Source organism: Rhizobium sp. G187, from assembly GCF_051549525.1.
Taxonomy (GTDB): Bacteria; Pseudomonadota; Alphaproteobacteria; order Rhizobiales; family Rhizobiaceae; genus Allorhizobium.
The window spans coordinates 202,218-226,542 of the sequence record NZ_JBPUGM010000006.1 but is presented as its reverse complement, the minus strand read 5'-3'; the positions used below and the strand labels follow the sequence as shown (position 1 = coordinate 226,542).

Genomic DNA, 24,325 nt, shown 5'->3' with positions numbered 1-24,325 from the left:
GACCATGGTGACACTGCTCGGGATATCCGGCAGCCTGCGCAAGGGCTCGCTGAACACGGCGCTATTGAACGCGGCCACCCGGCTGCCGGCGGAGGGGTACGCGATCGAAGCGGCGGGCATTCACGGCGTTCCGCTCTATGATGGCGACCTGGAAGCGGCCGAAGGCATTCCGGCTGCCGTGACGGCTTTGAAGGAAAAGATCCAGGCCGCGGATGGCGTGATCCTGTTTACGCCGGAATACAACAACGGCATTCCCGGCGCCTTCAAGAACACCATCGACTGGCTGTCCCGCCCATCCTCCGATATCGCGAAAGTATTTGGCGGCAAGCCCTTCGCGCTCGTCGGCGCGTCTCCTGGCAATTTCGGCACGCTGCTCAGCCAGAATGCCTGGCTTCCCGTTCTGCATACGCTGGGCTGCCGGACATTCTCGGAAAAGCGGCTGATGGTGTCAAAGGCGCATACGTTGTTCGATGCCGAGGGCAATCTCACCGACGAGGCGACAGTCAAGCGCCTGGCGGATCTGCTGGCGGCGTTTGCGCGGTTTGCGGGGGAAAAGTGAAGAGAATTGGAGCGGGTGAAGGGAATCGAACCCTCGTATTCAGCTTGGGAAGCTGCTGCTCTACCATTGAGCTACACCCGCGACGGGGATGAGGAATCCAACAGTTCGGCCGGCCTGTCAAGCGGCAGGCGGCCGAAAGCGGGACGCCCTTGGTTCCACACCGATCTTCAAGGCAGGCGGAAATGCTTTGACAGTTTCAGGCCTTGCGCCTGGTAGTTGGAGCCGAGGCCCGTGCCATAAAGGCCTTCGGGGCGCTCCTGCATGTGTTCATAGACGAGCCGGCCGATGACCTGGCCGTGCTCAAGAATGAAGGGGACCTCGTGGCTTCGGACTTCCAGCACGGCGCGGCTGCCCGAGCCGCCGGCAGGGGCATGGCCGAAGCCCGGGTCGAAGAAGCCGGCATAGTGGACGCGGAATTCCCCGACCAGCGGATCATAGGGCGTCATCTCGGCCGCATAGAGCGGGGGCACATGCACTGCTTCGTTCGACACCAGAATGTAGAATTCGTCGGGATCCAGGATCAGCTCATCGGCGCCACGGCTGTAGAGCGGCTCCCAGAAATCGAGCACATCATGCGCCCCCTTCTTATCGACATCGATGACGGACGTGTGGTGCTTGCCGCGATAGCCGATCAAGCCTTGAGGCCCTGATCCCTTGAGGTCGATCGAGAGCGCGATGCCGCCGCCGGAGACATTGGGCATGTCGCTGGCAACCAGGGTCTCGGCCTTGTGCAGCTCGAAGAGCTCGGCCTCGCCGAGCAATGCATGGCCGACGCGGAAGCGGATCTGCGACAGGCGCGAGCCGCGGCGCACGATGATCGGGAAAGTGCGCGGGGAGATTTCCAGGTAGAGCTGGCCCTTGTAGCCGGCCGGCACCTTGTCGAATTCCTGGGCGTAATCGACCATGACGCGGGTGAAGATGTCGAGGCGGCCGGTGGAGCTCTTCGGATTGGCGGAAGCCGAGATTTCAGCCGGCAGATCGAGGCTTTCCATCAGGGGCACGATGTAGACGCAGCCGGTTTCCAGCACCGCGCCATTTTCGAGATCGATCTCGTGCAATGTCAGCTTGTCGAGCTTCTCGGCGACAGTGCTGTTGCGGCCCGGCATGAAGCTCGCCCGGACCCGGATGGCCTTGCCGCCGAGGCGCAGATCGAGACTGGCGGGCTGGATCTGATCCTTGTCGAGCATGGCCTCGCTTTTCAGCTGGCCCTGGCCGAACAAGGCACCGATGGCGCGGTCGGACAAAATCCCGGACTTGATGGTCATTTTTCTCAATCCTGTTTGGGCCGACAAAACCAAAGCCCACCAATTGACGCAAGGCCTGCGAAGGCGTAAGGCAGCCTTATCCCGTGGTGATTTGGCCGGTCGGCTTGCAGCCACGTTAAACAAGTGGCTAAATAGACCGGGTTCACAAAACCGGTCCGTATTCGCGACCGGTTTTTTTTGTGTTTGAAAGGCACCCGCATGAGCAAGAACTGGCGCCCGGCAACGAAACTCGTTCATGGTGGCACGCTGCGCTCTCCCTATGGCGAGACCTCCGAAGCGATCTTCCTGACCCAGGGTTTCGTGTATGAAACCTCGGAAGCAGCCGAAGCCCGCTTCAAGGGCGAGAATGACGGCTATATCTACGCCCGCTACGGCAGCCCGACCAATGACATGTTCGAAAAGCGCATGTGCCTGCTCGAAGGCGCTGAAGACAGTCGCGCCATGGCATCCGGCATGGCGGCTGTTGCTGCCGCCGTTCTCTGCCAGGTGAAGGCCGGCGATCATATCGTTGCTGCCCGCGCCCTGTTCGGCTCCTGCCGCTACGTCGTCGAGACGCTGGCGCCGCGCTACGGTGTGGAATGCACCCTTGTCGACGGGCGCGACCTGAAGAACTGGGAAGATGCGATCCGGCCGAACACCAAAGTGATGTTCCTCGAAAGCCCGACAAATCCGACGCTTGAGGTCATTGATATAGCAGGCGTGGCCAAGCTTGCCGACCAGATCGGGGCGAAGCTGATCGTCGACAACGTGTTTGCCACGCCGCTCTTCCAGAAGCCGCTGGAACTCGGCGCGCATGTCGTCGTCTATTCCGCAACGAAGCATATCGACGGCCAGGGTCGCTGCCTTGGCGGCGTCGTGCTCTCGTCGAAGGAATGGATCAACGAGAACCTGCACGACTATTTCCGCCACACGGGTCCGGCCATGTCGCCGTTCAATGCCTGGACCTTGCTGAAGGGCATGGAGACCCTGCCCTTGCGCGTGAAGCAGCAGACGCAAACGGCAGCGGCGGTTGCAGACTTCCTTGCCGAACAGAGCCCTGTGGCCCGCGTGATCTATCCCGGCCGCAAGGACCATCCGCAGGCCGACATTATCGCGAAGCAGATGACTGGCGGCTCGACGCTCGTCTGCTTCGAGCTCAAGGGCGGCAAGGAGGCTGCCTTCAAGCTGCAGAACGCGCTGGAGATCATCAAGATCTCCAACAATCTCGGCGATGCGAAGAGCCTGATCACCCATCCGGCGACCACCACGCACAAGAACCTTACCGACGAGGCACGGGCAGAGCTTGGTATTTCCGGCGGCACGGTTCGCCTCTCCTGCGGAATCGAAGACACGCAGGACCTGCTCGACGACCTGGCTGCGGCAATCAAAGGGTTGTGATCAGCGCCGAATGAGCGCCAGAAACCAAAAAAAGCCGGTCGCGCCTCGAAGCGCGGCCGATCATATGCCCTTGACGGGAGCTGTCGCGTCGTTATCCCATGGCCGGATGATGAAATACGAGGGCCGGCCTTGCCGCCATCCGACAAAGACACATCTTGTGATGATCACAGGCCTTTTTCGCAGGATGCGGCCATGTATCGCGCGTTGACACGAGACATCGAGGTTCTTGTCGAACCGTTTTATCTCGAAGAACAATCAGACCCCGATGACAGCCGCTATGTCTGGGGCTACCGGATCGTGATTGCCAATCATTCGCGCCAGACCGTTCGCCTGACCCATCGCTATTGGCATATCACCGACCAGAATGGTCAGGTGGACGAAGTCAGCGGCCCTGGGGTGGTTGGAGAACAGCCGCAACTCCAGCCTGGTGACAGCTATGAATATTCCTCGGGCTGTCCGCTCGATACGCCCTCTGGCATGATGTACGGCACCTATCGCATGGAAACCGACGATGGCGAGGCTTTCGACGTCGACATTCCCGCCTTCTCGCTCGACAGCCCCGGCATGGTGCGCACGCTGAACTGACGGATGCGGGTTGAGTTCGGACGCTGCCAAGGCTATCTGGACCCATCGACCAGCGACACGTCAACAAAGGTGCATTCCGGCATGAGTCCAGATTATCTCGTCACCCACAATGGTGGCTTTCATGCCGATGAACTGCTGTCCAGCGTCATCCTGACACGCCTTTACCCGGAGGCGCGCATCGTGCGCAGCCGGGCACCGGAGTGGATCACGCCTGCCAGCGATCGCATCATCTATGATGTCGGCGGGGCCTATGACGCATCCGCGCAGATCTTCGACCACCACCAGCGCGGCGCGCCGCTGCGCGAAGACGGCCAGCCCTACAGCTCGTTCGGGCTGGTGTGGAAGCATTACGGCCGTGACTATCTCGCCGCATCCGGTGTGCCCTCCTCCGATATCGAGGCGGTGCATGAAGGCTTCGATGCGAAGTTCGTGCTGCCCGTGGACCTGATGGACAACGGGGCGCTCAGCCCCGCCAGCGCCGGCCCACTGGCCGGACTGACACTGCCGAGCCTGCTCGAGACCCTGAAGCCGGTGTTCGATGACAACGAACCAGGCGCCGACGATCGCGGCTTTCACGCTGCCCTTGCGATTGCGCGTGCCTTGGTCGAAGCCGGGATCTCCCAGCGTGCAGCCAAGCTTCGCGCCGAGGCACTTGTCGTCGATGCGATTGCAGCTACGGGCACGAGCCGCGTTCTCGAACTGCCGATGGGCATGCCATTTCGCCCGGCGATCGTGAAGACGGGTGCGTCACATCTGCTCTTCGTCGTGCATCCGCGCGACAAGGACTGGTGCGTCACTGGCATTCGCCGGGCTGACGAAGGCTTCGAGCTTCGGGCCAACCTGCCGGCCGCCTGGGCGGGCTTGAGCAATGGCGAGTTGGAAGCCGCCTGCGGTGTCGAAGGCGCCAGCTTCTGTCACAATGGCCGCTTCATTGCGGCGGCCCGGACACGCGAAGCCATCCTCGCCATGGCCGACCTTGCGGTCGAAGAGGCACTGAAGGATACGAATACCGCCGTCTGACATTGGATCAGCCGAGATTCACAACGACGAAAGCCGCCGCATCCTGAAGAGGTGCGGCGGCTTTTGCCTGAGGGGCTTGTGACCGTTCAGACTTCCCTCAGACGGCCGCTCGAATCGAGACTGCCGATGAGGGTGGAACTGGCTTCGTTGAGACCCAGCACGTCGACGGGAACGCCATGCGCCTTGAAGCGCTGAAGCACGCGGTCCAGTGCTGCCACTGCCGTAATGTCCCAGAAATGCGCATGGGTGAGATCGATGACGGCGTGCTTGCCGACAGCATCCTGATAGTCGAAGGCATCGATGAAGAGATCGGCCGAGGCGAAGAAGATCTGCCCGGACACACGGTAGGTGAGCCGCCCCCTCGCCTCGTCAGTATCGGCCTCGACGCGGAGCAGAGCCGAGACCTTGAAGGCGAAAAAGACACCGCTCAGCAGGACGCCGACGGCAACGCCGAGGGCAAGATTCGCAGTGAACACCGTGACGATGACGGTTGCGACCATCACGGCGCTCGACATCTTCGGATGGACGATCAGGCTGCGGAGCGACGACCAGTCGAAAGTGTCGATCGAGACCATGATCATGATGGCGACCAGCGCTGCTACCGGCACTTGCGAAACCCATGGCTTCAGAACCACCATCAAGACCAGGAGAAGCACGCCGGCGAACAGGGTGGAGAGGCGGCTGCGGCCACCGTATTTGACGTTGCTGACCGTCTGGCCAATCATGCCGCAACCGGCAATACCGCCAAACAGGCTGGCCGCGACATTGGCGATGCCAAGCCCGGTGCATTCCATGTTCTTCGGGCTTGGCGTGTCGGTGAGATCATCCACGACGCTCGCGGTCATCATCGATTCCAGGAGGCCTACCATGGCGATGGCGAGCGCTGGGCCTGCAATGATCGACAGGGTCTCAAGCGTCAACGGCACCGATGGCCATGCGAAGACCGGCAGGGAATCCGGCAGCCTGCCGAGATCGGCGACCGTCATGACCGGCAGTTTCAGGACGGTGGCACCCACGGTCAGCACGAGAATGCAGACGAGCGGCGAAGGCACAACCGTTGTCAGACGCGGCACCAGATAAATGATCGCGAGGCCTGCTGCGAGCATGGCGTAGTTCAACCAGCCTCCGTGGACGATATGCGGCACCTGCGCGGCAAAGATCAGAATTGCCAGCGCATTCACGAAGCCGGTGCGCACAGACTTTGACACGAAGCGCATCAAGACGCCGAGACGGAGGACACCGAAGAGGATCTGGAAAAGGCCGGCCAACAAGCCGGCAGCAAGCAAGTAGGACAGGCCATGGGCGGCCACCAGCGGGGCCACGACCAAGGCCACGGAACCGGCAGCAGCCGAGATCATCGCCGGGCGTCCACCGGTAAAGGCAATCACGATGCCGATGACGAAAGAGGCGAACAGGCCGACTTGCGGATCGACGCCGGCGACGAAGGAAAAGGCGATGACTTCGGGGATAAGTGCGAAGGTGGCGACGGCACCCGCGAGCAGTTCGCGCACGGGGTTGGCGGACCACTCGCGGCGGTAGGCTATGAAACGTGTCATGAAAAACCACAGAATTGGACAACGGGCCGATCCAGGGGATCGGTCGGGGGACGGTTGCGTTGCTGAGGTTGTCTGGCGGATTGGCGGCCAGAAGAGCCACCCGGAATTGCACCGGGTCCTTGTGGATGAAGGCGTTCTAACGCGGGCGGGTTTCCATGGCAAGCATAGGAGGCACAACGTTTGGGGCAGGCAGGCGAACTGTTTGCACCTCATCCAATTCCAGAAGCAGCGCCAGCACATCGCGTTGACTGATCGGCCTGCCGAACAGATAGCCCTGAATCATCTGCGGCTTTAGTGGTGCCAGTGTCTGCATCTGCTCATCCGTCTCGACGCCTTCGAGAACGCATTTGAGCTCGAGCTTATCGCACAAGGCGATAATGGCCGCGACGATTTCCCGGCAGGTGGGGTTATCGGAAACCTTGCGGACAAAACTCTTGTCGATCTTCACCTTGTTGAGCGGCAGTTGGTCGAGATATTCGAAGCTGGAATAGCCGGAGCCAAAATCGTCGAGGGCGATCTTGAAACCCGCAGCGGAAAGTTCCTGCAACACGCTGCGGGATGCGCCAACATCCTTGATCACGGCTGTTTCCGTGATTTCGAATTCCACGCGGGCGGGATCAACGCCGCGATCGCGGACCTCCGATACAAGTGACATGATAAACTGGCACTCAGCCAGGTCCTGGGCGGACAGATTGAAGGATATGCTGATATCCGCTGGCCAGAGGTCAAGCGCGTTCAGCGCCTTGCCGAACAGGACACGCGTGACACTCTGGATGAGACCGGCACGTTCAGCAGCACGAATGAAGCGATCCGGCGGGACCAGGCCGAGAGCCGGGCTCTGCCAGCGCGCCAACGCCTCGAAACTGACCACCCTGTTGCTGTTCAGATCGACTTGCGGCTGGAATAGCAGGTAGAGTTCATCTTCCAGCTTTGCCTCGCGCAGCGCCCGCTCAAGCGCGAGCGTCTCGCGCATCTCCTCATCCTGGCTGGTGGTGAAGACAGTGGTTTGCCGCCTTGCAAACTGCTTGCCGCGATAGAGTGCAAAATCCGCCTTTTCGTAGATTTCGCGGGCCGTCTTACCCATGGTCGGGAAATGCGCGAAGCCGATGGTTCCGCTGAGGTTCAGGCGGAGTGGATGCATGTCATAGGAGCGACTGATGTCTTTGATCAGGAAGTTTCCGTAGACTTCGATCTGGGTCGATTCGGTTTCACCCTGGATCAGGATGGCGAATTCATCCCCGCCAATCCGGCCGATTTCGATACCCTGCATTTCCCGGCGTCCGAGGCGCTCCACCACTTCACAGAGAACCTGATCGCCCACGGCATGGCCATAGATGTCGTTGATCGACTTGAAGCCATCCAGATCGAGGATACCGACCCAGAAAGGCCTCTGCTCCTGGACCAGCCTGTCGATATTGGCAAAGATCGACCGCCGGTTGGCGATGCCCGTCAGACTGTCCCGGGCGGCAAGCTGGTCGGCCAGCAGGCGTGCATCGATCTGGCGCAGGATCGCCTTGCGCAGCAATGTCGCCATGCCGAAGGAGGCGAAGGACGAAGCAACACCGATGAAGGCGAACTGATGGAGAACCTCTGGCGGGGCTTTGCTGGCAAACCAGAACATGGTGCCGATGGAGAGGGTGACGCTGAGCAAAGTCGCCCTCAGCGTGACGCCGGTCGTAGAAAATACGACGGCCATCAAAACGAAATAGATCAGTTTCTGTGGCTCTGAATGGGTCTGCATGTAGGCGACAACATTCAGATACATTAAAAGATTGGTGGCCAATCCAACCGTTTCCAGACGACGAAGCGGCGTGCGGCCCGCCGGCAGAAGCGCCCAACGGAACACCGCATAGGCAATTGCCGTGGCCAGGCTGAGACCGCCAAGAAAGTAAAAATTGAAGCCCGTTTCGTCCCGCCAGTGCCCCCAGGTGACAAAGAGATAATAGGCCCATCCCGGCAAGAGGAAACCGCGCATGATCGGGCGATAGGCTTCGGCCATCGCTCGGCGGCGCGTAGCACTCGTCCAGATGCCGTATTGCCGCTTCAACGCTTTGATCGGGGAAATTACCGTCCAGAGGCTCCCCTCTGCACCCCGATCGTCGGAGGCCCCTGAGGCATCGGCCCGGACACGATCTGTCGTGGTATTCTGCATTCAGGTCCCCAAGGCGCGTGGTCCGCAACCTATGAAATCCTTATTTAGAATAGATGAATACCGCGATAGGCGCGCCAGCGAGACTACCCCCCAATGCGCAAAAAAACATCATATGGGTGCTCAGGTCGACTGAGCACTGGAGCAGGTGAAGGCCGGCAAAAGCCGCCCATCACCGATATCGCCACAGCCCATCAGGCCGGCGTGAGCTCCGATGGCTCGAAATGGTAGTTCGTCGAGCAGAACTCGCAGCTGACGGTAACCTGCCCATTTTCCGTACTTGCTTCGATTTCCTCGGCCGAAAAACCCGAGAGTACGCTTTTCAAACGATCGCGCGAGCAACTGCAACGATCGTAGACAGGCTGTGGTTCGTAGGCGCGCACGCCCCGCTCGTGAAAGAGGCGGAACAAAAGCCGCTCAATCCCGATCTGCGGGTCGGTGAGTTCGTCGGCATCGATCGTATCGACCAGCATGCGCGCTTCCTGCCAGGCGTCGTCACCATGGAGATCGTGGTCGCGATTGTCGCCGTCGCCGCCGTGGAGATCAGGCTGTCGCATGCGGTCCGGTGCTTCAGGCAAAAACTGGGCAATCAGCCCCCCTGCCCGCCAGGTTCGCCGCGGCTTGCCATCCGCATCACGGTCGAAGAGTTCGGCAGCGCCCAAGCGCACGCGGGTTGGGATCTGCTCCGACTGGCGAAAATATACGCCTGCAATGTCTTCGAGCGAGGTGCCATCCAACGGAACGATACCCTGATAGGGTTGCATGAAGGTGCCCTGATCGATGGTGAAGGCAAGGAAGCCTTCGCCCAGCAACTCTTCCGGCGACGCGCGCCCCGAGGCGACGGCGTCTGCGACGGCCTGCTCGTCGAAGCGGGCATAGGCGCGAATGTTTTCCGGCGTCGTGAAATCGGCAACCAGCAGGTCGACCGGGCCATTGCCCTTGGTCTGGACGATGAACTTGCCCTCGAACTTCAGTGAAGTTCCGATCAGGACAGTCAGTACGATCGTCTCGGCCAGCAGTCGAGCGACCGGTTGCGGATAGGCATGACGGTCGAGGATGCTATTGATCAGTGGGCCGAGCTGAACGGCACGGCCTCGCACGTCGAGGCCCTCGACCTGAAAGGGGACCACGCGGTCATCGCCGGCGAAACCGAATTCGCCGAGTTCTGCTTGTCTCGTCGACATGAATGTACTCCCGGCGCAAACGGCGCCACATGCAGGGCCAGAGCGGCCCGATCAGAAAGCGCACAAGTGGTGTCACCCATGCAGAAGGTCAAGGGATCCACCTCTGCGGTGGTTCTGCGGTGGCGCTCGGTGTCAGATTGCGCCGAGGCACCAGGCCAGAATGGACTTTTGGGCGTGGAGACGATTTTCCGCCTCGTCGAACACCACGGACTGCGGACCATCGATCACCTCATCAGTGACTTCCTCGCCACGATGGGCTGGCAGGCAATGCAGGAACAGCGCCTCATCCTTTGCCTTCTTCATCAGGTCAGCATTGACCTGGAAGGGCTGGAAGACGTTGTGGCCACGCGCCTTGTGCTCCTGGTTCATCGACACCCAGGTATCGGTGATGACGGCATCCGCACCGTCGACTGCACGATCGGCATCATGGCACAGCAGGATCTCTCCGCCATTGTTGCGGGCCCAGTTGAGGATCTTGTCATCGGGTTCCGAGCCAAGCGGAACGGCCATGTTCATCCGGTAACCAAAGCGGGCAGAGCCCTCGACCAGGGAGTGCAACACGTTGTTGCCGTCACCCGTCCAGGCGAGCGTCTTGCCGGCAATCGGACCGCGATGCTCTTCGATCGTCATGATGTCAGCCATGATCTGGCAGGGATGCGTGAGGTCTGTCAGGGCGTTGATCACCGGCACAGTCGCATGCTCGGCCATCTCCAGAAGACGGGCGTGATCGGTGGTACGGATCATGATGGCATCGACGTAGCGCGACAGGACCTTGGCCGTATCGCCAATGGTTTCGGCGCGACCGAGCTGCATTTCGGTGCCGGACAGGAAAAGTGTTTCACCACCGAGCTGGCGCATGCCGACATCGAAGGAGACGCGGGTGCGCGTGGAGGGCTTTTCGAAGATCATCGCCAGCATCTTGCCAGCCAGCGGCTTGCCTGCGGTTCCAGCCTTGGTTGCCTGCTTCCGGGTCAACGCATCGTCCAGCATGGTGCGGAGGTCTGCTGCGGAGACTGCGGAAAGATCGAGGAAATGCTTCGGGGATGCCATCTAAACTACCTGTTCTCGGCTTTCTCGGTATTGTGGTCCGGTCGTATCACGCAGACTTGGCGAGGGTTTCACGCACGCGCTCTGCAGCGCGCTCGATGCGGGCGAGACCATCGCGCGCTTCTTCGGCCGTCACCGTCAGCGGCGGCAACAGGCGGATGACGTTGTCGCCGGCCGGAACGCCTAGCAAGTGCTCGGCGCGCATCGCCATGAGCAGCTCGACATTCGGAATCTTCGCCTTGATGCCGAGCATCAGGCCTTCGCCCCTGATATCCTCGATAACATCCGGGAAGCGATCCTTCAGCGATGCCAGCCCCTGGCGGAACACCAGCGCCGTGTCGCGAACATGCTCCAGGAAGCCGTCCGCAAGAACGACGTCGAGAACGGCATTGCCGACAGCCATGGCCAGCGGGTTGCCGCCATAGGTGGAGCCATGGGTTCCAGCCTTCATGCCTTCAGCTGCGTCATCCGTTGCAAGGCAAGCGCCGAGCGGAAAGCCGCCACCGATACCCTTGGCGACCGCCATGATATCGGGCGTGATGCCGGCCCATTCATAGGCGAAGAGCTTGCCGGTCCGGCCGACGCCGCACTGAACTTCATCAAGGATCAGGAGCAGTCCGTGTTCATCGCAGATGTCACGCAAGGCTCGCAGCATCTCGACCGGGATCGGACGAATACCGCCCTCACCCTGAACGGGCTCGACGAGAACAGCAGCCGTCGCATCCGTGATTGCAGCCTTGACCGCATCAAGATCACCGAAGGGGACCTGATCAAATCCTGGCGCCTTTGGACCGAAGCCTTCCAGGTATTTTTCCTGGCCGCCGGCCGCGATGGTGGCGATGGTGCGTCCGTGGAATGCGCCTTCCATCGTGATGATGTGGAACTTCTCCGGATGGCCTTTGGCGAAATGGTAGCGGCGCGCCGTCTTGATGGCGCATTCCAGCGCTTCGGCACCCGAATTGGTGAAAAAGACACGGTCGGCAAATGTGGCCTCTGTCAGCCGCCGACCGAGTTCTTCCTGGCCAGGCACTTCATAGAGGTTGGACACATGCCAGACCTTGTCGGCCTGCGCCTTCAGCGCGTCCACCAGATGCGGATGGGCGTGGCCCAATGAGTTCACCGCGACGCCAGCGGCAAAATCCAGATAGCGCTCGCCCTTTTCCGTGATCAGCCAGACGCCCTCACCTCGCTCGAAGCGCATCGGCGCCCGATTGTAGGTCTGGTAGAGCGGCGTCGCATCAGCCATCAGCGGAGATCCTTCCTGGAACGGCCCATCCACTCGCAAAGCAGAAGGGACAAATTGAAAATGCCGCCTTACGGCGGCGCCGGCACTATCCGCACTTCGCATTGCAATGTCAACGAAAGTCACGGCTACAAGGGCTTGCGGGGCGCATACACGGGCACCGCGACAGCAAACCATTCGAATATTTCGACCTGTTGCATACTTGACTCACTCGTCCAGCAAGTTGGGGAAAACCGCGAAATCGATTCCAGATGATTCTCCCGACTCTTGTCACGGAGTCACCCGGACACTAGGTTAACTTTCAATAAATCGAGTTGATGCGGCGGAATTGATCACCAAAAGTTACGAGGCGGGCTGCCGCGGATTCATCCGCGGCGACGGTGACGGATTCTGCCATGAACACGCTAGCGGCGGAGAGATATGGCATGAACGCAAACGCACAATGGTCAGATGACAGAGTTGAAAAACTGAAGCGTCTGTGGGCCGATGGCCTCAGCGCAAGTCAGATCGCAGCACAATTGGGTGGCGGCGTCAGCCGCAACGCCGTCATTGGCAAGGTCCATCGCCTGAACCTGCCCGGCCGCGCCAAGGCCGGCGGCAGCACAAGCACGCCGCGTCCGGCAAAGCGCCCGGCGCCGGCGCCGCGTCCCGCCGGTTTTCCGGCACGCCCGCAGGCTGCAACGGCACGCCCCGCAGCACGGGCATCCGGTTCGGTCGCGCTGAAGGAAGATGCGGCGATCGAGATTTTCGAGCAGGCCGCTCCGCGCCAGGCGCTCAACGTGGTGGTGCCGATTTCGCGCCGCCTCGCCCTGACGGAACTGACCGAGCGGACCTGCAAATGGCCGATCGGCGACCCGATGAAGGACGATTTCCACTTTTGCGGCTGCGAGATCAACGACGCGTCGCCCTATTGCACGTATCATGCGAAGCTCGCCTACCAGCCGGTCAGCGATCGTCGCCGGGCCGCTCGTTAAAACGAGTTCAGCGATCATCAGACAGGCCCTTCGGGGCCTGTTTTCGTTTGTGCATACCGCATGCATCAAAAGGCCGCCCGCGGTTTCCCGGGGCGGCCTTTTGCTGGAATAGATGGCGTTCGGATCAGGCTTCCATGGAATAGCCCGCGCCGCGTACAGTGCGGATCACATCCTGCATGTTGGAGAAGTTCAACGCCTTGCGCAGGCGTCCCACATGCACATCAACCGTGCGTTCGTCGACATAGATATCATGACCCCAGACGCCGTCGAGCAGCTGAGAGCGTGAAAAGACGCGACCCGGGGAAACCATCAAAAATTCCAGCAGGCGGAACTCGGTAGGCCCAAGCCGCACTTCGCGGCTCTTGCGGTGAACGCGATGGGTTTCGCGATCCAGCTCGATATCACCACAACGCAAGACGCTGGACAGGACTTCGGGCTTGGCACGGCGCAGCATGGCCTTGACCCGGGCCATGAGTTCCGGCGTGGAGAAGGGCTTGACGACATAGTCGTCAGCACCCGTGGCCAGACCGCGGACGCGCTCGCTCTCTTCACCCCGTGCCGTGAGCATGATGATCGGAAGCCGTTCGGTTTCCGGCCGCATGCGCAGGCGACGGCAGAGCTCGATTCCCGACACACCCGGGAGCATCCAATCGAGCAGAAGCAGATCGGGAACCCGCTCCTGAAGCCGAATTTCGGCTTCGTCGCCCCGCATGATGGTCTCGACCTCATAGCCTTCGGCTTCGAGATTGTAGCGCAGGAGAACGCTCAGCGCCTCCTCGTCTTCCACGACGGCAATCTTCGGCTGCATCAGAACGTCACCTCGTCTCGGGACCCGGTTACTCGGTTATCGCACCGACTGATGAGGTGAGGTCTTCCTTCGGACGCTCGCCCTCGGGTGCTGCCCCGGTGGTCATGTAGTAGATGGTCTCGGCGATGTTCGTGGCGTGGTCGCCGATACGCTCGATGTTCTTGGCGCAGAACAGGAGATGCGTGCAGCTGGTGATGTTGCGCGGATCTTCCATCATGTAGGTCAGCAGCTCGCGGAACAGCGAAGTATAGATCGAGTCGATCTCTTCGTCGCGGTCCCGGATCGACTTCGCCTTTTCGGCGGAGCGGGTCGTGTAGACGTCGAGCACTTCCTTGAGCTGAGCGAGCGCCAGATCCGAGAGATGCTCAAGGCCGCGGGCGAGCTTGCGCGGAACGCCCGTCGCCTGGATGGCAACCACGCGCTTGGAGTTGCTCTTGCCGAGGTCGCCGACGCGTTCCAAATCCGCTGCGATGCGCAGGGCGCCGATGATCTCGCGCAGGTCGGCGGCAACCGGCTGGCGCTTGGCAATGGTGATCACGGCCTTTTCGCCGATTTCCTTTTCCATCGCGTCCATCAGGACGTCGTCGGAAATGATCTTCTGAGCGAGAGCCGCATCGGAATTCACCAGGGCGCGTACGCTTTCGGCGACCATCTGCTCCGCGAGACCTCCCATTTCGGAGATGCGGCGCATCAGGAATTTCAGTTCTTCATCGAAAGCCGAATAGATATGGGTCGAAGCCATCGCGGATATTCCTTGAATTGGGTTGGGCCGTGGGTCTGTTTTCGGCTCAGCCGAAGCGGCCCATGATGTAATCCTGGGTGCGCTGGTCATCCGGGTTGGTGAACATCTTGTCGGTGTCGTTTTCTTCGACGAGTTCGCCGAGATGGAACATCGCCGTCCGCTGCGACACGCGGGCCGCCTGCTGCATGGAATGGGTGACGATCACGATGGTGAAGTTCTCGCGCAGTTCGTGGATCAGCTCCTCGACCTTGGCGGTCGCGATCGGGTCCAGTGCCGAGCAGGGTTCGTCCATGAGGATCACTTCCGGGCTGACGGCCACGGCGCGCGCGATGCACAGACGCTGCTGCTGACCACCGGAAAGGCCGGTGCCAGCGGCATCGAGACGATCCTTCACCTCGTTCCACAGGCCTGCCTTTTGCAGGGCAACGGACACGATCTCATCAAGGTCCGCCTTGTTCTTGGCCAGACCGTGGATGCGCGGGCCGTAGGCGACGTTCTCGTAGATCGACTTCGGGAACGGGTTCGGCTTCTGGAAGACCATGCCGACCTTGGCGCGCAGCTGTACGGGGTCAACCTTCGCGTCGTAGATATTCTCGGCGTCGATCAGGATATTGCCCTCGACGCGGCAGCTGGCGATCGTGTCGTTCATCCGGTTGATGCAACGCAGGAAGGTCGACTTGCCGCAGCCCGACGGGCCAATGAAGGCGGTGACAGAGCGCGGACGGATCTCGATGTTCACATCGCGCAGGGCCTGCTTCTCGCCGTAGTAAACCTGCACATCGCGTGCGGTGATCTTGGATTCAGTCATGATTGGCGCTTTCGTCGTGGTCATCTTAGTCGAGAGATTGTTCATCATCATACACCCCCTTACCAACGACGCTCAAACCGGCGACGCAGAATGATTGCTACCAAGTTCATCAGGATCAGGAAGACCAGCAGGACGATGATGGCGCCAGAGGCACGCTCAACAAAGGCCGGGTCGCCGCGCTGCGTCCAGTTGTAGACCTGGACCGGCAGCGCCGAGGCGGGCTGGAAGAAACCATCCGGCGGACCGGCTGGGAATTCCTTGACGAAAGCCACCATGCCAATGAGCAGGAGCGGCGCCGTTTCGCCGAGGGCGCGAGCAAGACCAATGATCGCACCGGTCAGGATGCCCGGCATGGCGAGCGGCAGGACGTGGTGGAAGATCGACTGCATCTTCGAGGCACCCACGCCGAGTGCCGCATCCCGGATCGACGGCGGCACTGCCTTCAGCGCCGAACGTGTGGCAATGATGATGGTCGGGAGCGTCATCAGGGTCAGAACGAGACCACCGACGACGGGCGCCGACTGCGGCAGGCCGACGAAGTTGATCAGAACGGCAAGGCCCAGGATCCCGAAGACGATGGAGGGCACGGCCGCCAGATTGGCGATGTTCACCTCGATCAGATCGGTAAACCAGTTCTGCGGCGCAAACTCCTCAAGATAGATCGAGGTGGCGACGCCGATTGGCAGCGACAGAACCAGGACGATCAGCATCATATAGGCCGATCCGATGATCGCGATGCCGAGGCCTGCGGCTTCCGGACGCGTGTCCGAAGCATCTGGCGAGGTGAAGAAGGACCAGTTGAACTTGGTCACCAGGATACCGGCCTGCTTCAACGTGTCGGCAAGCGCCAGCTGCTCTGGCGAGACATTCCTGTCCAGCTTCGCGCTGTCCATGGTCACACGGCCCTTGTAGTAGCCGTCGATGCGTCCAGCAGCGAGCAAGTCAAAGGAGATCGTCTGGCCGATGACCGAGGGGTCAGCGAGCACAAAGCCGCGCAGGTTGGCCGGGCCTTCCTTGGAGATGAGCTCGGCAACAGCCTTCGGCGTCAGCCCTCCGGCCGCGAGACCCTTTTCGGCAATTGCATCACCGAGCGCCTTTTCGATCAGCGGGGCGTAACCAAAGGTCGAAACCTTGGCCACGGCCGCCCGATCGCGGGTGCCGGCAGGGTCGAGCTTGGCCGGGTCGAGAAAGACGTCAATCGTGATGTAGGTCTGCTGGAAGGACGACAGGCCGTTCGACAGGATCGAGGTCAGAAGTCCGACCAACGCGATGATGCCGAATGCAACGGCGGCCTTGCCGAGAAGGCGGAACCGGGCTTCGGCCCGGTTGCGCCGGCGTGTCCGTTCGTCCAGGTTCAAAAGAGACTTGGTCTGCCCCTTTGCGACGGGGGCTCCGAATGCGGTGAGGTCGGTCATTCGTACTGCTCCCGGTACTTACGGACAATGTAAAGCGCCATCACGTTCAAAAGCAGGGTGATGACAAACAGGGTGAGGCCAAGCGCAAAGGCGACAAGCGTCTCAGGACTTGCAAATTCGGTGTCGCCCGTCAGCTGGCTGACGATCTTCACGGTCACCGTTGTCATGGCCTCGAAGGGATTGAGATCAAGCTTGGCGGAGGCGCCTGCCCCGAGCACGACGATCATGGTTTCACCGATCGCGCGGCTGGCGGCCAGCAGGACCGCACCGACGATGCCCGGAAGGGCGGCCGGCAGAACGACCTGCTTGATCGTCTCGGACTGGGTGGAGCCCAGTGCATAAGAACCGTCACGCAGGGCTTGAGGAACGGCATTGATAATGTCGTCCGAGAGCGACGACACGAAGGGTATGATCATCACACCCATGACGAGGCCGGCTGTCAGGACCGACGAGGACGAATTTCCGAGACCCATCGGCTGAGCCAGCCAATCGCGCAGGAAAGGACCGACGGTTATGAGGGCAAAGAGGCCATACACGATGGTCGGAATGCCTGCGAGCATTTCAATCGCTGGCTTGACGATGCTGCGCGTCTTCGGGCCTGCATATTCCGACAGGAAGACGGCGATCATCAGGCCGATCGGAACGGCGATCACGAGAGAGATCAGCGACACATAGAAGGTGCCCCAGAGCAGCGGCAGGATGCCGAGGTCAGAGCCGCCACGGAACTGCGGGTTCCAGACGGTTGAGAAGAAGAAATCCTGGGCTGGGTAGATCGTGAAGAAGACATAGGTCTCTACGACCAGAGACCCAACGATGCCGACGGTCGTCAGGATCGCGACGAGCGAGGAGATCATCAGGACAGCCTTGACGAAGCTCTCGCTGATGTTGCGAGCACGAAGCTCGGGATCGATGCGGATGTAAGCAAGCGGCAGCGCGCCAATGGCAAGCGCAAGAACCGCGATGGACATCAGCATCTGGCTGAAATCGATGTCCTGCCGATAGGCCTTTGCAGCTTCAAAAACTTCTGCCGGAACATCGGCGCCGAGCGCAATACCGGCTTCGGCGAGGCGGGCGCGAATGTTGTCGGCGTCGAGCGCCTTGATGTCGACATCTGCACCAGTTTTTGCGTCGGCGTCCTGTAGGACAGCCAGACCATCACCAATGCGACGGACATCCGCCATAACGAGGCTATGAGCGCCACCTTCGGGAACCGAAGCGTCTGTGATCATACCGCTGATACGGCTGTCGATGACAGGGTGCTGCAGGGTGAGCCAGATCATCAGCAGGATCAGGGCCGGAACAGCTGTAACCAGCGCGACGGTCTGACCGTAGAATCCGGGAAGAGAATGCAGCTTCATGCCACGCTCGGCCGACAGGGCTATCGCCCTCCGTCGTCCAAGGCCGTAGCCGATTGCCGCAAGGGCCAATACGCCCAGGATGATAATGCTCACGTCCATCTTGCCCGCCATGTCTCCTGGAAACGGAAACCGGCGGCACGATTGTGCCGCCGGTCATTCGTCAGACTTAGTTCAGCGGCGCCATCGGCGTGCGAGCCTTGACGGCTGCCTGCGTCTTGGCCAGTTCCGGATCCGATACGAGGCCGTAAGCGGCGAGCGGACCATTCGGGCCAGCGATTTCGTCGGAAACGAAGAACTCTACATATTCCTGGAGACCCGGGATTACGTCGAGGTGTGCGTTCTTGACGTAGAAGTAGAGCGGACGCGAAACCGGATATTCACCACCAGCGATCGTCTCAACCGACGGAACGACGCCTTCCATGGTGGCGACGCGCAGCTTGTCGGTGTTGTTCTGGTAGAAGGACAGGCCGAAGACGCCGATGGCGTTCTTGTTGGCTGCGATGCGAGCCAGCGTTTCCGGATAGTCGCCGTCGATGTCGACCGAGACGCCATCGGTACGCAGGGCGTTGCAGGCCTTCTTGGCAGCGTCCTTGTCGCCGCCGTTGGAAGCGAGGATGGCTTCCAGCGTGCCGTCCTTTTCGCAGCCAGCTTCGATGACCTTTACGTCAAAGACTTCGCGGGTGCCGTGCTTGGTGCCCGGGATGAAAGCGAGGATCGGCTGAGCCGGCAGGTCGGCGCGGATCTCGTTCCAGTTCTTGTAGGGGTTGTCGACGAGCTTGCCGTCCTTGACGACCTTAGCTGCAAGCGCGCTGTGCCAGTCGGCAGCCGTGAATGCATATTCCGGACCTGCGATTTCCGAAGCGAAGACGATGCCGTCGTAACCGATGCGGACTTCCTGGATGTCGGTCACGCCGTTGGTCTTGCAGAGCTCGATGTCCGACTTGCTGATGCGCGACGAAGAGTTGGCGATGTCGATGGTGTTTTCACCCACGCCTTCGCACATCTTCTTACGGCCAGCGCCAGAACCGCCGCCTTCAACGACCGGGGTCGCGAAATCGGTGTTTTCACCGAAAGCTTCAGCAACGATGGAAGCGTATGGCAGAACGGTGGAGGAACCAGCAATCTGGATCTGGTCGCGGGCAATGGCAGCGCCGGCGAAAGCCACGGTGGCCGCCAATGCAGCGACGGAAAGTTTCAGAGCGTTCATGATCTTCTCCCAGAAGGGCTTGTGTGTCTTTGCGGCCGTTGCGGCGTCTGCCAAGCTTCGGCAGCTGCGTTCTAGCGGCTCTTGGCTCACGCTTTTATGTCAGTTCGATGAAACATTTGTGACAGCCCAAGCGATTGAATTAAATGGCAAAATTTCAATCGCCCTTTTCAGATCGAGAGTTTCATGTCAAAATCTGACGGTGAAGTCGCTGCCCTTGCCAATTTCGGACTTCACAATCAGCCGGGCCCGATGGCGGGTGAGGATATGCTTGACGATGGCAAGTCCAAGACCCGTACCCTTTTTCGACCGGCTGTCCTCGACATTCACGCGGTAGAAGCGCTCCGTCAGTCGCGGCACATGTTCGGCCGGAATACCCGGCCCACTGTCACGAACACTCACTTCCGTCGCGCCGCCCGGCTCGCGGCGGACTGTCACATCGACCACCTTGCCTTCCTGTCCGTACTTGCAGGCATTCTCGATCAGGTTCTCGAAGACCTGAACCAGCTCGTCTCGATCTCCACTGACTTCAAGTCGCCCTTCCGGCAGGTGCAGTCGGATATCGACTCCGAGATCCCCGGCAAGAGGTGCAAGACTGTCTCGAACATGGCCAAGCACCGGGCCGAGATCGATCTTCTCGGCCGGTGGAACATGTGCCTTCAGCTCCAGCCGCGACAGGGACAGGAGGTCGTCCACCAGTCGGCTCATGCGATTGGCCTGATCCAGCATGATTGCGAGGAAGCGCTCACGCGCCTTGGGATCTTCGCGTGCGGGGCCCTGCATGGTTTCGATGAAACCGCGCAAGGAGGCCAGCGGCGTGCGCAATTCATGGCTGGCATTGGCGACAAAGTCACTGCGCATACGGTCAAGGCGGCGGAGTTCCGAGATATCGCTGAAGGACAAGAGAAATAGCTGCTCGGCGGCATCGCGCGGCTCAAGCGGAGCGACGCGCACAATGTAGGCGCGCTCGGACGGCAGACGCTCAGAATGTTCGAGCTGGTTCGGTGCACCCGTTTCGATCGTTTCGCTGATCATGTCGAGAATGCCCGGCGAGCGCCAGCGTGCAGAGACATGCTGTCCCGCAGCAAGGTCGCCGAACGTCCTTTGGGCGGCACTGTTTTGCGCCATCAGGTCGGCCCCTCGCCCGAGCACGAACACCGGAATATCGAGCGCATCGATCGTCGCCCGGATCATCGGCATGGGATCAGGCAGTGCGGCGTTTTGCGGCACGACCGGTACGGTCGATGCCGTATGGTCATCCGATGGGACGTTGCGAACAAGGACCAGGCCAAAAAGCAGCATGAAGAGCACCACCGCGTAGCCTGTCGCCGCACCTGCCATATAGGAAGCCAGCGCGAGCAAAGCAGCGGCAAGGATGTAAATCCAGCTCGCCAGCAAGTGCCTCAGATCGCGGCGCCAGCCGCCTGTCATGTCTTCATTCGTCACGCGCCCGGCCTCATGCTTGCAACACAGACTGCTGATAGCGCTGATTCATGACAGATGTATCCCGGCTCTGCCATGACGCTGAAAGAGATACCCCCGGTGATGCACGCAATTCACGTCAAACGAACGCAGAAGGCTTGAAAGCAAAGGGCGCTTGGGCTCATTTAGGCCGGTCGAATAATTGTGCATGAATGGGAGAGATGCATGGATTCAAAGAGCGAGAGCCGTGCTGTGACCGTATCGATCCGGGGCGAGAAGCTGCTTTTCGATATCGACGCTCCGGATCTGCCGGCGGCGATCGATGACAGGGCGCTTCGATCCGGTGACTTTCCCTACGACAAGAAGCTCTCCGAGAAGGACTACGTGAAGGAGCTGACGGCGCTCCAGATCGAGTTGGTCAAGGTTCAGTTCTGGATGCAGAAGACAGGCATGCGGGTGATGGCGCTGCTTGAGGGACGCGACGCGGCCGGCAAGGGCGGCGCGATCCATGCGACCCTCTCCTACATGAACCCCCGTTCAGCGCGGGTCGTGGCGCTGACGAAACCAACCGAGACCGAGAGGGGGCAGTGGTATTTCCAGCGCTACGTCTCGCATTTCCCGACCGCCGGCGAATTCGTGCTGTTCGACCGCTCCTGGTACAACCGCGCCGGCGTCGAGCCGGTCATGGGTTTCTGTACGCCGGATCAATATGAAAGCTTTCTCAAACAGACCCCGCGCTTTGAAAAGCTTATCGCGCAGGAGGGCATCCACTTCTTCAAATTCTGGCTGGATATTGGCCAGGAAATGCAGCTGAAGCGTTTTCACGACCGGCGACATGATCCACTGAAATGCTGGAAACTCTCGCCGATGGATATCGCAGCGCTGAACAAGTGGGACGACTACACCGCGAAGCGCGACCGGATGCTGAAGGAAACCCATACAGACCGCGCGCCCTGGACGGTTCTGCATGCCAATGACAAGCGGCGGGCGCGGCTCAACATGATCCGCCATATCCTTTTGTCGCTCGACTACGAAGGCAAAGACGAAGAGAAGATCGGCAAGCTCGACAAGAAAATCATCGGCAACGGCCCGGGCTTCCTCAAGTGAGAGACGACAGCGCGTGACGCCTTGCCTCACAAGGACAGGCGCCACGGCATGTTCGCCGGCTCACTGCCCCGGCAGGACCCGGATCGCGTAGATATTCACTCCACGACCCGTGCCAGCGATATCCCCGTTGATTACCAGGCTTCCCGGCGTCGACGGCGCCATGCCGTTTTCAAAGGAAACCCGGAAGAGCGCATCGATCTTCTGGGCATTGACGGTGAAGCGGTGGCGGGAGCAATCGCCCATGCGCGGGAATTCACAATCCACGGCAATCTGGACCGGATTGTCATCGACAGACTGCAAGGTGAGCGCGATGGTGGATGTGCGTCCCGCCAGTTCACGCAGCACTTCGGTCGGAACAGCAACCTCAACGGAACCCTGCTCATCGCCGCTGCGCGATACGAGGCGAACCGCTTCGCCATCGCTCGCGGTGACCACATCGACGAGCGCATTGGCTCGAGGGCGCAGCGCTGAGATCTGCGCCGGCGAAAAGACGTCAATCCAAGCGTCAGAAAAGCCACCGCGCGTGTCAATTGCCTGCGGCCCCTGCGGGGTCTGGCCAGCCGGATCTCCGGTAAAATCTTCGGATTCGACACGCGGCGGCGGATTGGGCACGCTGGTGTCACGCTCCGCATCCGTCAGCAGAAGCCCTGACGTATAGACCCACCATGCGCCAAGAGCGATGGCGGCAAGAAAGATCACGCTGATCATCAACCTTGCAACGGCACCGCGTTGGCGTCGTGGGGCCACGGCACGTTCGGAGCGCATGTCCGGTATCGGACCCTCATCTTCCAGGTGCCGATCCTGGCCTGCTCCGACAGGGGATGCGGAGAAATCATCGCCGAAGGCGGGATCGCGGTTCGTGCGATCTTCCGCCACGGGCGCGGGATTGAAGGCTGCAAATCCCGGCTCCTGGCGCGCGCCGCCCTGCTCTGCAGGCCGTGGTGCGGTCTGCCGCGCTGCCGGCTGCATATCGAGGGAAGGCTCGGGCCGCTCCGGCACAGATAGGGTGGCGGCCGCCTGCTGCAGACGTGCTGCCGCAGCTTCAGCCTCAAGCCGTCGCATGCGCTCTTCACGCTCGATGTCGTGAATGAGGGCTTCCAGCCTGCGGCGCTGAAAATTGATCGCCTCGGGATCGTCTATGTTCTGCTTGCGCAGCCCGGTCTCCAGCGCCTGGCGGGCAGACTGATAGATACGGGCGCGGGTTTCAGCGTTATCGCGATCCGACCGCTCAAGAGCGTTCCTGATGGCTGTTTCCAATCCACTCATTGGGTGCCATTCTCCTTGGGGGACCGCTCGTGACATGGCTCTCTCATACATGACTCGGTAAACCCTCGATATTTGCAGGGCAAGTGCGGAAACTTGCCGGGGCGCAGAATAAACACAGGGAATACGCCCACGGCGGGGCCGAAACCGGGCCAAAAGACGCCCGGCGAGATGACTTTCCACCGTGTCCACGATCTGCTATTTGACGTTTGCGTAAACGTAAACTTCCTGGGAGGTGAAGTGATGGCCTTACCGCCGATCCTGAAAGACACATTGAGGCTTCCTATCGTCGCCTCGCCACTCTTCATCATATCGCATCCGCAACTGACGCTCGCGCAGTGCAAGGCGGGCATTGTCGGCTCCTTCCCGGCCCTCAATGCCCGGCCAGAGGCACAACTCGACGAATGGCTGGCCGAGATCACCGAACACCTCGCATCCCACAATGCGAAGTACCCCGACCGCCCCGCCGCGCCCTTTGCGGTCAATCAGATCGTGCACATGTCGAACAAGCGGCTCGAGCACGACCTGACGATGTGCGTGAAGTACAAAGTGCCCATCGTCATTTCCTCGCTCGGCGCCGTGCCGGAGGTAAATGCCGCCGTGCATTCCTATGGGGGGATCGTGTTGCATGACGTGATCAACAACCGGCATGCAAATTCGGCAATCCGCAAGGGCGCGGACGGGCTGATTGCGGTTGCGACCGGGGCTGGCGGCCATGCCGGAACGCTCTCACCCTTCGCGCTTGTTCAGGAGATCCGGGAATGGTTCGATGGGCCGCTGCTGCTGGCGGGCGCCATCGCCAATGGCGGTGCCGTGCTCGCGGCCCAGGCCATGGGGGCCGACATGGCCTATATCGGTTCCCCCTTCATTGCCACCAACGAGGCTCGCGCCTCTGATGCTTACAAGCAGGCAATCGTTGATGCGCATGCCAATGACATTGTCTATTCGAACTACTTCACCGGCATTCACGGCAATTATCTGAAGCCCTCGATCGTTGCTGCGGGAATGGATCCGGACAATCTGCCGGAAGCCGACCCATCGAAAATGGACTTCGACAAGGCAACCACCGGGGCCAAGGCCTGGAAGGATATCTGGGGCTGCGGCCAGGGCATCGGCGCCGTGAAGGCGGTTGAGCCGGTTGCCGCTGTCGTCGACCGGCTGGAACGCGAATATATCAGCGCAAAAAAGGCCATTTGCGGCTGAGGCTCGCACTGCTAGCGTCCCCGCAGAATTCGATTT

General features: G+C 60.7%; 21 protein-coding genes, 1 tRNA gene, 1 riboswitch and 1 other annotated feature. Of the genes, 7 read left to right on the top strand and 15 right to left on the bottom strand.

Features of this window, described 5'->3' with window-relative positions; translation table 11 throughout:
• Nucleotides 1–4 precede the first annotated feature (4 nt).
• Nucleotides 5–559 (top strand): NADPH-dependent FMN reductase, encoded by a 555-nt coding sequence (locus ACSV9I_RS18020; protein WP_438330179.1) that lies wholly within the window; start codon nt 5–7, stop codon nt 557–559.
• Between the two features lie 7 nt (nt 560–566).
• On the opposite strand, the gene ACSV9I_RS18015 is transcribed toward ACSV9I_RS18020, so the two are convergent.
• Nucleotides 567–640, bottom strand: a tRNA-Gly gene (locus ACSV9I_RS18015).
• Nucleotides 641–726: 86 nt separating this feature from the next.
• Nucleotides 727–1,824: a 2'-deoxycytidine 5'-triphosphate deaminase gene (locus ACSV9I_RS18010; protein WP_438330178.1), complete on the bottom strand. Its 1,098-nt coding sequence runs from the start codon at nt 1,822–1,824 to the stop codon at nt 727–729.
• A gap of 73 nt (nt 1,825–1,897) precedes the next feature.
• Nucleotides 1,898–1,976, top strand: a riboswitch (SAM riboswitch).
• Between the two features lie 46 nt (nt 1,977–2,022).
• On the opposite strand from ACSV9I_RS18010, the gene ACSV9I_RS18005 reads away from it, so the two are divergent.
• The 3 genes from ACSV9I_RS18005 to ACSV9I_RS17995 all read left to right on the top strand — a co-directional run bounded on the left by ACSV9I_RS18005 (nt 2,023) and on the right by ACSV9I_RS17995 (nt 4,806).
• On the top strand, nt 2,023–3,201 hold the full coding sequence (locus ACSV9I_RS18005; protein WP_054156176.1) for an O-succinylhomoserine sulfhydrylase: 1,179 nt from the start codon (nt 2,023–2,025) through the stop codon (nt 3,199–3,201).
• Nucleotides 3,202–3,393: 192 nt separating this feature from the next.
• The gene (apaG, locus tag ACSV9I_RS18000; RefSeq protein ID WP_054156177.1) at nt 3,394–3,786 is read left to right on the top strand and encodes a Co2+/Mg2+ efflux protein ApaG; all 393 of its coding nucleotides are present in this window, start codon (nt 3,394–3,396) and stop codon (nt 3,784–3,786) included.
• 81 nt (nt 3,787–3,867) lie between these two features.
• Nucleotides 3,868–4,806, top strand: a complete 939-nt coding sequence (locus tag ACSV9I_RS17995; RefSeq protein WP_438330177.1) for an MYG1 family protein — start codon at nt 3,868–3,870, stop codon at nt 4,804–4,806.
• A gap of 86 nt (nt 4,807–4,892) precedes the next feature.
• Here the strand turns inward: ACSV9I_RS17995 and ACSV9I_RS17990 are convergent, their stop codons facing one another.
• The 5 genes from ACSV9I_RS17990 to ACSV9I_RS17970 form a co-directional block, all read right to left on the bottom strand.
• Entirely contained in the window at nt 4,893–6,362 is a 1,470-nt protein-coding gene (locus tag ACSV9I_RS17990; RefSeq protein ID WP_438330176.1) for a SulP family inorganic anion transporter, read from the bottom strand.
• Nucleotides 6,363–6,428: 66 nt separating this feature from the next.
• Nucleotides 6,429–6,484: a sequence feature (sul1 is cis-regulatory element that is thought to sense ions involved in sulfur or methionine metabolism; They are found in Alphaproteobacteria), on the bottom strand.
• Nucleotides 6,485–6,498: 14 nt separating this feature from the next.
• Nucleotides 6,499–8,514 carry a putative bifunctional diguanylate cyclase/phosphodiesterase gene (locus ACSV9I_RS17985; protein ID WP_438330175.1) on the bottom strand — a complete coding sequence of 672 codons (2,016 nt, stop codon included), beginning with the start codon at nt 8,512–8,514 and terminating at the stop codon, nt 6,499–6,501.
• Nucleotides 8,515–8,705: 191 nt separating this feature from the next.
• Nucleotides 8,706–9,695 carry an Hsp33 family molecular chaperone gene (locus ACSV9I_RS17980; RefSeq protein ID WP_054156180.1) on the bottom strand — a complete coding sequence of 330 codons (990 nt, stop codon included), beginning with the start codon at nt 9,693–9,695 and terminating at the stop codon, nt 8,706–8,708.
• A 132-nt stretch (nt 9,696–9,827) separates the two neighbouring features.
• A complete protein-coding gene (argF, locus tag ACSV9I_RS17975) occupies nt 9,828–10,745 on the bottom strand; it encodes an ornithine carbamoyltransferase (protein WP_054156181.1) in 918 nt (305 codons plus the stop codon).
• 46 nt (nt 10,746–10,791) lie between these two features.
• On the bottom strand, nt 10,792–11,988 hold the full coding sequence (locus ACSV9I_RS17970) for an aspartate aminotransferase family protein (RefSeq protein WP_438330174.1): 1,197 nt from the start codon (nt 11,986–11,988) through the stop codon (nt 10,792–10,794).
• Nucleotides 11,989–12,410: 422 nt separating this feature from the next.
• On the opposite strand from ACSV9I_RS17970, the gene ACSV9I_RS17965 reads away from it, so the two are divergent.
• Complete coding sequence (locus ACSV9I_RS17965; protein ID WP_054156183.1) at nt 12,411–12,959, top strand: GcrA family cell cycle regulator; 549 nt, start codon at nt 12,411–12,413, stop codon at nt 12,957–12,959.
• Between the two features lie 124 nt (nt 12,960–13,083).
• On the opposite strand, the gene phoB is transcribed toward ACSV9I_RS17965, so the two are convergent.
• The 7 genes from phoB to phoR form a co-directional block, all read right to left on the bottom strand.
• Nucleotides 13,084–13,767, bottom strand: a complete 684-nt coding sequence (gene phoB / locus ACSV9I_RS17960) for a phosphate regulon transcriptional regulator PhoB (protein WP_054156184.1) — start codon at nt 13,765–13,767, stop codon at nt 13,084–13,086.
• A gap of 28 nt (nt 13,768–13,795) precedes the next feature.
• The gene (gene phoU / locus ACSV9I_RS17955; protein ID WP_054156185.1) at nt 13,796–14,509 is read right to left on the bottom strand and encodes a phosphate signaling complex protein PhoU; all 714 of its coding nucleotides are present in this window, start codon (nt 14,507–14,509) and stop codon (nt 13,796–13,798) included.
• Nucleotides 14,510–14,555: 46 nt separating this feature from the next.
• A complete protein-coding gene (gene pstB / locus ACSV9I_RS17950; RefSeq protein ID WP_438330240.1) occupies nt 14,556–15,341 on the bottom strand; it encodes a phosphate ABC transporter ATP-binding protein PstB in 786 nt (261 codons plus the stop codon).
• Between the two features lie 35 nt (nt 15,342–15,376).
• Nucleotides 15,377–16,732: a phosphate ABC transporter permease PstA gene (pstA, locus tag ACSV9I_RS17945; RefSeq protein WP_438330173.1), complete on the bottom strand. Its 1,356-nt coding sequence runs from the start codon at nt 16,730–16,732 to the stop codon at nt 15,377–15,379.
• Nucleotides 16,729–18,189 carry a phosphate ABC transporter permease subunit PstC gene (pstC, locus tag ACSV9I_RS17940; protein WP_054156418.1) on the bottom strand — a complete coding sequence of 487 codons (1,461 nt, stop codon included), beginning with the start codon at nt 18,187–18,189 and terminating at the stop codon, nt 16,729–16,731. The genes pstA and pstC overlap by 4 nt, the downstream gene beginning before the upstream one ends.
• A gap of 67 nt (nt 18,190–18,256) precedes the next feature.
• On the bottom strand, nt 18,257–19,297 hold the full coding sequence (locus ACSV9I_RS17935; protein ID WP_054156419.1) for a substrate-binding domain-containing protein: 1,041 nt from the start codon (nt 19,295–19,297) through the stop codon (nt 18,257–18,259).
• Between the two features lie 186 nt (nt 19,298–19,483).
• A complete protein-coding gene (phoR, locus tag ACSV9I_RS17930; RefSeq protein ID WP_438330172.1) occupies nt 19,484–20,740 on the bottom strand; it encodes a phosphate regulon sensor histidine kinase PhoR in 1,257 nt (418 codons plus the stop codon).
• Between the two features lie 201 nt (nt 20,741–20,941).
• On the opposite strand from phoR, the gene ppk2 reads away from it, so the two are divergent.
• Nucleotides 20,942–21,823: a polyphosphate kinase 2 gene (ppk2, locus tag ACSV9I_RS17925; RefSeq protein ID WP_054156188.1), complete on the top strand. Its 882-nt coding sequence runs from the start codon at nt 20,942–20,944 to the stop codon at nt 21,821–21,823.
• A 60-nt stretch (nt 21,824–21,883) separates the two neighbouring features.
• Here the strand turns inward: ppk2 and ACSV9I_RS17920 are convergent, their stop codons facing one another.
• A complete protein-coding gene (locus ACSV9I_RS17920) occupies nt 21,884–23,089 on the bottom strand; it encodes a hypothetical protein (RefSeq protein WP_438330171.1) in 1,206 nt (401 codons plus the stop codon).
• A 240-nt stretch (nt 23,090–23,329) separates the two neighbouring features.
• Between ACSV9I_RS17920 and ACSV9I_RS17915 the strand changes: the two genes are divergently transcribed.
• On the top strand, nt 23,330–24,289 hold the full coding sequence (locus ACSV9I_RS17915) for an NAD(P)H-dependent flavin oxidoreductase (RefSeq protein WP_438330170.1): 960 nt from the start codon (nt 23,330–23,332) through the stop codon (nt 24,287–24,289).
• Nucleotides 24,290–24,325: the final 36 nt, after the last annotated feature.

What these genes read in the sequence shown, in the direction of transcription:
- ACSV9I_RS18020 (WP_438330179.1), top strand. Translation starts at nt 5, where the DNA reads ATGGTGACACTGCTCGGGATATCCGGCAGCCTGCGCAAGGGCTCGCTG.
- ACSV9I_RS18010 (WP_438330178.1), bottom strand. Translation starts at nt 1,824, where the DNA reads ATGACCATCAAGTCCGGGATTTTGTCCGACCGCGCCATCGGTGCCTTG.
- ACSV9I_RS18005 (WP_054156176.1), top strand. Translation starts at nt 2,023, where the DNA reads ATGAGCAAGAACTGGCGCCCGGCAACGAAACTCGTTCATGGTGGCACG.
- apaG (WP_054156177.1), top strand. Translation starts at nt 3,394, where the DNA reads ATGTATCGCGCGTTGACACGAGACATCGAGGTTCTTGTCGAACCGTTT.
- ACSV9I_RS17995 (WP_438330177.1), top strand. Translation starts at nt 3,868, where the DNA reads ATGAGTCCAGATTATCTCGTCACCCACAATGGTGGCTTTCATGCCGAT.
- ACSV9I_RS17990 (WP_438330176.1), bottom strand. Translation starts at nt 6,362, where the DNA reads ATGACACGTTTCATAGCCTACCGCCGCGAGTGGTCCGCCAACCCCGTG.
- ACSV9I_RS17985 (WP_438330175.1), bottom strand. Translation starts at nt 8,514, where the DNA reads ATGCAGAATACCACGACAGATCGTGTCCGGGCCGATGCCTCAGGGGCC.
- ACSV9I_RS17980 (WP_054156180.1), bottom strand. Translation starts at nt 9,695, where the DNA reads ATGTCGACGAGACAAGCAGAACTCGGCGAATTCGGTTTCGCCGGCGAT.
- argF (WP_054156181.1), bottom strand. Translation starts at nt 10,745, where the DNA reads ATGGCATCCCCGAAGCATTTCCTCGATCTTTCCGCAGTCTCCGCAGCA.
- ACSV9I_RS17970 (WP_438330174.1), bottom strand. Translation starts at nt 11,988, where the DNA reads ATGGCTGATGCGACGCCGCTCTACCAGACCTACAATCGGGCGCCGATG.
- ACSV9I_RS17965 (WP_054156183.1), top strand. Translation starts at nt 12,411, where the DNA reads ATGAACGCAAACGCACAATGGTCAGATGACAGAGTTGAAAAACTGAAG.
- phoB (WP_054156184.1), bottom strand. Translation starts at nt 13,767, where the DNA reads ATGCAGCCGAAGATTGCCGTCGTGGAAGACGAGGAGGCGCTGAGCGTT.
- phoU (WP_054156185.1), bottom strand. Translation starts at nt 14,509, where the DNA reads ATGGCTTCGACCCATATCTATTCGGCTTTCGATGAAGAACTGAAATTC.
- pstB (WP_438330240.1), bottom strand. Translation starts at nt 15,341, where the DNA reads ATGACCACGACGAAAGCGCCAATCATGACTGAATCCAAGATCACCGCA.
- pstA (WP_438330173.1), bottom strand. Translation starts at nt 16,732, where the DNA reads ATGACCGACCTCACCGCATTCGGAGCCCCCGTCGCAAAGGGGCAGACC.
- pstC (WP_054156418.1), bottom strand. Translation starts at nt 18,189, where the DNA reads ATGGACGTGAGCATTATCATCCTGGGCGTATTGGCCCTTGCGGCAATC.
- ACSV9I_RS17935 (WP_054156419.1), bottom strand. Translation starts at nt 19,297, where the DNA reads ATGAACGCTCTGAAACTTTCCGTCGCTGCATTGGCGGCCACCGTGGCT.
- ppk2 (WP_054156188.1), top strand. Translation starts at nt 20,942, where the DNA reads ATGGATTCAAAGAGCGAGAGCCGTGCTGTGACCGTATCGATCCGGGGC.
- ACSV9I_RS17920 (WP_438330171.1), bottom strand. Translation starts at nt 23,089, where the DNA reads ATGAGTGGATTGGAAACAGCCATCAGGAACGCTCTTGAGCGGTCGGAT.
- ACSV9I_RS17915 (WP_438330170.1), top strand. Translation starts at nt 23,330, where the DNA reads ATGGCCTTACCGCCGATCCTGAAAGACACATTGAGGCTTCCTATCGTC.